The organism is Longimicrobium sp. (genome assembly GCF_036280135.1).
In the GTDB taxonomy this organism is placed as follows: domain Bacteria; phylum Gemmatimonadota; class Gemmatimonadetes; order Longimicrobiales; family Longimicrobiaceae; genus Longimicrobium.
The window spans coordinates 1-7,287 of sequence record NZ_DASURI010000865.1; the positions used below are offsets into that span (position 1 = coordinate 1).

Consider the following 7,287-nt stretch of genomic DNA (forward strand, 5'->3'; position numbering starts at 1 on the left):
GTCCGCCTGCGCGGACTGCACCGCCGCCACCCTGTGGGGGGACCATGGTCCCCTGCCGGGTGGCGGCCCGCGTTGGCCCTTGAAGCCCTGTTCGCAGAGCGCGTCGGCGCGAAACAGGGCTTTCCGCTGTCGTAGCGGCGGATTTATCCGCTCAGGCTGGGGCGCCGCGTCGTGATCTGAATCTGCCCTCCCCCGAGCTCCGCATCGCATCCACCGCATCGCATCCGCCACACGAACGAAGACGGGCGACGCACCCGAAGTGCGTCGCCCGTCTCGTATCATCCGACCGTCATCCTTCATCCGCCAGCGCGCTCATGGAGGCGCGTCCGGCGGCGGCGTGGGCGGGGGCTGGCCCGTCGGCGTGCTCTGCTCGGCGGGGCCGGGCTCGGCGTCAGGGGGCGGCGGGCCCTCGTCCAGCTCGATGTCCTGCGGCGGCGGACGGCCGTACTCCCACCGGCGCCGCGCCTCCAGCAGGATCTGCCGGCTGCGGCGGTCCAGGTTCAGCAGCAGCGGGTCGCGCCGCACGGGCTCCCACGCCCCGCGGAACGTCCACGTCTGCGTTGCCTCGTATTCCGCCGAGAAGCCCACCCGCGGCGCGCTCAGCAGGTCGACCACCTCCATCACCAGGAAGAAGTCGTCGAACACCTCCTTGCCGAACTCGATGCTGGCGTACGCGAAGATGTCGCTGCTGATGTTGCCGATGCCGCCGCCCAGCCCCGAGCTGGCCGGCCGCCCCCGCAGCCGCACGTAGTCGAACACGCCCAGGTCCGCGAACGCCTCCTCGATGCTGCTGGTGAGCGCGCCGCCCACCAGCTGCTCCAGGATGATGCCCTGCGTGAACTCCTGCGGGATGTTGGCCAGCTCCGAGCTGCGCCGGCCGAACACCAGCAGCGTGAGCAGCTCCGACTGCGGCAGCGGCGGCCGCGTGTCACTGCTGAGCGCCAGCGTGGGCTGCTGCAGCGTTCCCCCCAGCTGCACGATCACGCCGATGTCGGCCGTGCCCGGCTCGCGGCTGCGCACCTCGTACCGCGCGCGGATGTCGATGCGCGGGTTGAGCTCCGGCGTGCCCGCGAAGCTTACCGTGCCCTCCTCGATCTCGAACTCGCGCTCGATGGGGCCCACCTGCAGGCGGTACGTGCCCCGCTCGGCGCGCACGTCGCCAAAGATGCGCGGCTGCCCCCCCGCCTCGTAGATGTTGAGGGGATTGTCCGTGGCGATCTGGATGCGCGCCTCGTTGCTCTGCAGCCACACCGACTCGCCGATGCTCACCCGCACGTCGCGGGGGATGAGGCCGCCCACGAGCCCCGCCGCGCTCGTGACGGAGGCGGAGACGGTGTCGGCCCCCAGGGCGCCCACCTCCACGTCCACGATGTCGGCCTCGGCCTGCTCGCCCAGGTCGGGGATGTGGATGGTGCCGTCCTCGATGTTCACCTCGCCGGAGATCTCGGCCCGCGGCAGGCGGCCCGTGATGTCCAGCCTGGCGTCGGCCTCCAGCTCGGCCAGGTCGGGGTTGTTGATCACCTGGAAGTTGTCCAGCACCACCACCAGGTTCACCAGCGGCGTCTGCCCCTGGTCCAGCAGCACCTGGCCCGACACGCTGGCCGAGCCGGCCGCCGTCCGCGCCAGGGCCCGCTCCACGATGATGCGCTGGCCTTCCAGCCGCAGGGCCGCGTCGATCCCCGTCCACCGCACCCCCAGGGGAACGATGGTGAGCGCGCCCGCCAGCGAGGCGTTGCCCGCCACCTGCGGCTCGTTGAGCGTGCCCGTGACCCGCACCTGCGCCACGGCCGCGCCCTCGCCGTTGGACAGGGCCGTGGGCACCGCCGCGGCCACGAGCGCCAGGGGCAGCTCGTGGGCGTGGATGGTGGCCTCCAGCGGGTCGTCACGCAGCAGCTCGAAGCCGGGCACCAGCCCGCCCAGCGTGAGGTTCATGGGCACGCTGGCCGTGGCGTCCACGAGGGTGTCGCCGGCCAGGAACAGGTTGGCGTTCAGGGCCATCCGCCGCGCCGCGTATTCGCCCCGCACGGCCACGCTGTCCGCGGCGAAGTCGCCGTAGGTCAGCGAGTCCACCCCGGCGTTCAGCAGCAGCCGCGGCTCGTCCACGGGGCCGATGATGGACGCTTCCAGGGCCAGCGTGCCGCCCACGTCCGGCATGGTGGGCGCCAGCTGCCGCAGCTCCGCCAGGTCGATGCCGCCCGCGCGGATCACCAGGTCCGCCGTCCCCGCCGTGGGCAGGGTGCCGTTGGCCTCGATGAAGCCCGTGGCCGCGCCGCCCCGCTCCAGCCGCAGGTTCTGCACGACGAGGCCCGCGTCCGTGCGCGACAGGCGCGCCTCGGGCACGGCCAGCGTCCAGTGCACGTCGCGCAGGCGCAGGTCCATCTCCCGCAGCAGCACGCCCGTGGGCGTGAGCCCCGCCAGCTCCAGGATGCCGCTGGCCCGCAGGTCCGTGTTGGCGTCCTTGCGCAGGTCGATGCCGAACGACGCGGCCTCCGGCGCCAGGTTGGCCTCCAGGGCCAGCGCGCGGAAGGTCTGGCTGCCGAACGCCAGCCCCTCGCCGTTCAGGTTGACGCTGCCCGTCCAGATGCTGGGCCCCTTCTGCAGCCGCGCGTCGAACGCCAGCTGGTCCGCCGCGTACGTCTGCCAGCGCAGCCCGCTGCCGCGGCCGTTCACGGCCACCTCGGGAAAGCGCAGCGTGCCGCCCACCCAGCCGCTGGCCCGCAGCGAGCCCGCCACGGCCGGCTCGAACGCGCCCGGGGGCGGCAGCAGGGCCGCCAGCACGCCCAGGTTGGGCGCGTCCACCGTAAAGCGCAGGACCTCCGGCGCGGGCGCGTTGAGCCCCAGGGCGCCGCTGGCCTCCAGCCGCGCGCCCCGCACGCCCAGCGTGAGCGACTGGATGCGCAGCACGCCCTCCGCCGCCGTCAGCCGCACCGTCGCCGCCTCCAGGGCCACGCCGCCCACCGTGGAGCCCGGCGCCGCGTCGAACGCCACCCGCCCGGCGAAGGTCTCCGGCGTGGTCCCCCGGCCCTCCACGTCGATCGTGCCCGTCAGCCGCGTGTCCGGCAGGTTGGCGCCGCCGGGAAGGGCGGACAGGTCCAGCCCCTGGATGCGGCCGCTGACGGCGTAGGTGGGCACGTCGCCGGGGGCAAAGTAGCCCTCCACGTCGAACAAGCCTTGCTCGCCCGTGAGCGCCACGTCGAACCGGTACGGCTGCCGCCCGCCGCCGCTCACGGCGATGGGGCCCGACACGGGGCCCGGCAGCAGCCCCGGCTGCCCGATGAGCGCGCCGATGCGGAAGTTGTCCACCCGGCCCGCCACGTCGAACTGGAACGGGTCCGTCCCCGCGCGGCGCACGTTGCCCGCCAGGTTGAAGCTCCCGCCGCCCTGCGTCATGTCCACGGCGAAGCGGAAGTCGTCCGCCGCCCCCCGCGCGCTGAAGGTGCCGCTCAGGGGGCCCTCCAGCGGCACGCTGGACGTCAGCACGCCGGACGCGCGGAAGGCGGAGAGCCGGCCGTTCACGTCAAAGCGCAGCGGCTCGCCCAGGACGACGGAGCCCTCCATGGCGATGCCGCCCGACGCGCCCTGCAGGTCCGCGTCGAACGTCACGTTGTCGCCCACGCCCGACGCGCGGATGGGGCCGCTGAGCGTGGCCGTGCGGAAGGGCAGCGCGGGGAACAATTCCGTGAGCGTAGCCAGGGCCAGCGGCTGCGCCCGCGCGCTGATCTCCCAGCGCGGCGTGGTCCCGTTCACCCAGCGGCCCGACAGCCCGCGCAGCACCGTCTCGGGCGCGTCGCCCACGGCGTAGGTCAGGTCGCCGTCTTCGATGCGCAGGTCCGCGGGCGTGCCGCTCAGCGTGGCCGCGCCCGTGAGCGTGCCGCGCAGGAGCTCGTTCGGCTGCTCCTGGATGGCGGCCAGGTGCTCCAGCCGCAGCGGGCGCGCCTCCACCCGCAGCCCCGAGAAGCGCGCCATGCTCTCCGCGTCCGGCGTCCAGCGCACGAGGCCCGAGGCCGCGATGACGGACGGCGCGCCGCCGGACTGGTTGCGCGGCAGGAGCGACGCGGCCAGGTCGATGCGCAGGGGCCCGCCCTCGCCCGCCTCCAGCACGTCCAGGCTGGCGATCTCGCCCCGCACGGTGCCCACGAGGGGGAGCGGATCCACGTACCCCAGCTCCTCCAGGTTGGTCAGGACGAGCGGGTCCAGGCTGATGCGCGTGTCGCTGAAGACGGGCTCCGTGTCGGGTCCGGTAAGGACCGTCAGCCGGCCGGCGGCGCGCGAGTCCAGGATGGACACGCGCGCGTCCGTCATCCGCCACAGCGTCCGTCCGCCGGGCTGCGAGCGGGCCGCCAGGGCGAACTCCGCCGTCCCCGCCGCGGGGATGGGAAAGCCCATCCCCTGCAGGTCGGCAAAGGCCAGGGAGTGCGCGCGGACGTTCAGGTCGAAGACGGGGCCGGCATCCGCGAAGCGCACCCGTCCCTCGCCGTCGAACGAGCTGCGGGGCGTGCGGAAGGTGGCGATGTCGAAGCGGATGGTCTCGTCCGGGTCCTGCTCCACCCAGCCGGCCAGGGCCGCGATGCGCGTGTCGGGGTTGGTGACGTCCGCCGTCAGGCTGCCGATCTCCGCCCGCCACCCGCCGTTGGGGCCGATGCGGACGAGGGGGAGCGCGCCCTGCACATCGCGCAACCAGCGGACGGTGTACGTCCGTCCGCCGCTGCGCACCCGCTCCGGCTGCTTGAGGGAGGCCAGGCGGCCCGTGGGCGGGTTGGCCGGGGCCGCGTACGGCGTGGCCACGCGCAGCGTGCCGTCCACGATGCGCACCCCCTGCAGGGCGATGGGGCGCGACTGCTCCTCCTCGGGCACGTTCAGGGCGGCGCCGGCGGCCTCGGCCTTGAAGATGTCGAAGAAGTTCCAGTCGCCCGAGGCCCGCTGCAGCAGCCGCATGAAGGGCCGCTCCAGCACCACCTGGTCCACGACGATGGGCCCGTCCGTGGACAGCGTCCGCGCGAGGAGCCGGCCGCGGGCCGTGGGCGCGCTGACGATGGTGTCGCCCGCCTTGTCCATGAACGCCACCTGCCGCAGGACGATGCGCAGGGAGCCGTCCTCCTCCACGTCCTCCAGCTCGAACGCCTCGTCCGGCAGCCCCAGGGCCACCTGGATGCGCTCCTCCACCTGCCGGGTGCGCGAACGGTCCACGTACCAGTACAGGGCCACCGCGGAGACCAGGATCCCCGCGAGCAGTCCCAGGAGCAGCAGCCCCACGCGGTCCAGCCGCCGACGGCGGCGGCGCGGCGTCGGACTGGGCGGCGGAGGCGACGACGGCGTCGTCACAGGGCGTTCCCCAGGGACAGCTGGATCACCAGCCGCCGCAGGAATCCGCGGCCTTCCTCCAGTTCGTATCGGGGGTCCAGCGGATTGGGAACCAGTTCGCCCCGCTCGTTGATGCCGTACAGCGGGCCCGGTTCGCGGTTGTACGGGTTATAGGCCACGTCCAGACGGATGGGCCCCACGGGCGTGGCGAAACGCCCGCCCACGCCAGGGGTGATGCGCAGCCCCGGCCGCGTGGCCAGCGTGTCACGGCTCTCCCACACCTGCCCCGCGTCCACGAACACGGCGCCGCGCAGCGAAGGTGGGCCGATGGGCAGGCGCGTCGTCAGTTCCGCGGAGGCCAGCACGGTGCGCGTTCCCCCCGTGGATGAAGGGACGATCTCCACGTCGAACCCGCCGTCACCGGAGCGCACCGGGCGGGCGATGTAGACCGTGGGCCCCAGCTCGTTGAAGCGGAACCCGCGCACGTGCGTGGGCCCGCCGCCGTAGAAGCGCCGCTCGGGGGGGATGTACCCCGTCTCGTTGTTCAGCACGCCCGTCAGGAAGGTGCCGGCGGAAAGCCGCAGCGACAGCACCAAGTCCTCCCGCAGCTCGCGGTGGACGATGCCGTCCGCGCTCACCCGCAGGTACTCGTCTTCCGAGCCCAGGAACGACGACGCGTAGTCGATCCCCGCGCGGAACTGGTGGCCGCCCGTGGGGAACGGGTCCAGCCGCACGCGGTTCTGCGTGAGCCCCAGCGTGAGGGCGTTGCTCCACCGCGAGCGCTCCAGCAGGGCGATGTCCTCGCGGGTGCACACCTCGAAGGCGATGCAGAAGAAGTAGTCGCTGGCCCGCGTGCGCCCCCGCTGCACGTCGAAGGTAAGCGAGGCCAGCGTCTGCGGCAGCACCTGCCGCACTACGCCGATCTCCGCGCCCGTGGCGTCGCGCGCGTACAGGTCCAGCTCCGAGATGCGCTCCGTGAACGCGCCCAGCACCACGCTCGTCTGCGTGCCGAACAGGCGCGGCTGCACGAAGTTGGCGGCCAGCCGCCAGTTCAGCTGGTCAGCGATGAGCGAGTCCTCGGGGGTGAGCCGGTCGTCGGGGTTGAAGGCGGGGCACAGGCTGCGGTCCAGCCCGCCCAGCGGGTCGCCCACGCCCACCTTGGCGATGAGCCCCTGCAGCTGCAGCCGCCGCGCGCCGCCCAGGAAGTTGCGGTCCGTGTGCTGGGCCTCGGCCCGCAGGCAGTCGCGGCTGCCGTACGCGAACGCCAGCTCCGCGGCGTAGCGCGGCGCCTCGATGATGCGCACCAGCACCGTGGTGCCGATGCTGTCCTCCAGCAGCTGCGCGCTGTCGGGCGTGACCTGCAGCCGCTCCGGCGCCACCTCGACGGAGGCGAACTCCACCAGCTCCAGCTCGAACAGGTTGCGCTGGCTGCGCACCAGGTCCGTGGCGCGCAGGCTGTCGCCCACCTGCACGGCCATCTGCCGCCGCAGCGTCTCGTGATCCAGCCGGTAGTTGCCCAGGAAGCGGATGGAATCCACCGTCACCAGGGGCCCGGGCGCCGCCTCCAGCCGCACCCGCGCCACGTCGGCGATGGTGTCGATCTCGTAGTTGCGCAGCACCTGCGCGTACGCACGCCCCTGGTCCAGCAGCCGGTTGCGCACCGTGTCCACGCTGGCCAGGAAGTCGATGCGGCGAAACGGCTCGCCCACGGCCAGGGGCAGGGCCCGGCGCAGGGCCGCCGTGTCCAGCACCGCCTCGGCCCCCGCCACCTCGAACGCCGTGAGCGTCGTCAGGTCGCCCGGCTCGATGCGAAAGCGCACCGACACGCCGTTCTCCACCTCGTCCACCACGGGGAGCACGCGCGTGCCGTAGTATCCCGCGTCGCGGTGGGCCAGCTGGATGCGGGCCACGTCGCGCTGCAGGACGCCCAGGTCCAGGTGGTAGTCGTCCTCGCCAAAGCTGCCGATGCAGAACGGGAGGACGAGG

Annotated in this window: 2 protein-coding genes; both read right to left on the reverse strand. The window is 73.4% G+C overall.

What is annotated here, in order from left to right:
• Positions 1 to 312 precede the first annotated feature (312 nt).
• Complete coding sequence (locus tag VFZ20_RS28015) at positions 313 to 5,322, reverse strand: translocation/assembly module TamB (RefSeq protein ID WP_329687267.1); 5,010 nt, start codon at positions 5,320 to 5,322, stop codon at positions 313 to 315.
• Positions 5,319 to 7,287, reverse strand: a 1,969-nt coding sequence (locus VFZ20_RS28020) for a BamA/OMP85 family outer membrane protein (RefSeq protein WP_329687268.1), incomplete at its 5' end; no start/stop codon positions are given. The genes VFZ20_RS28015 and VFZ20_RS28020, both read right to left, overlap by 4 nt.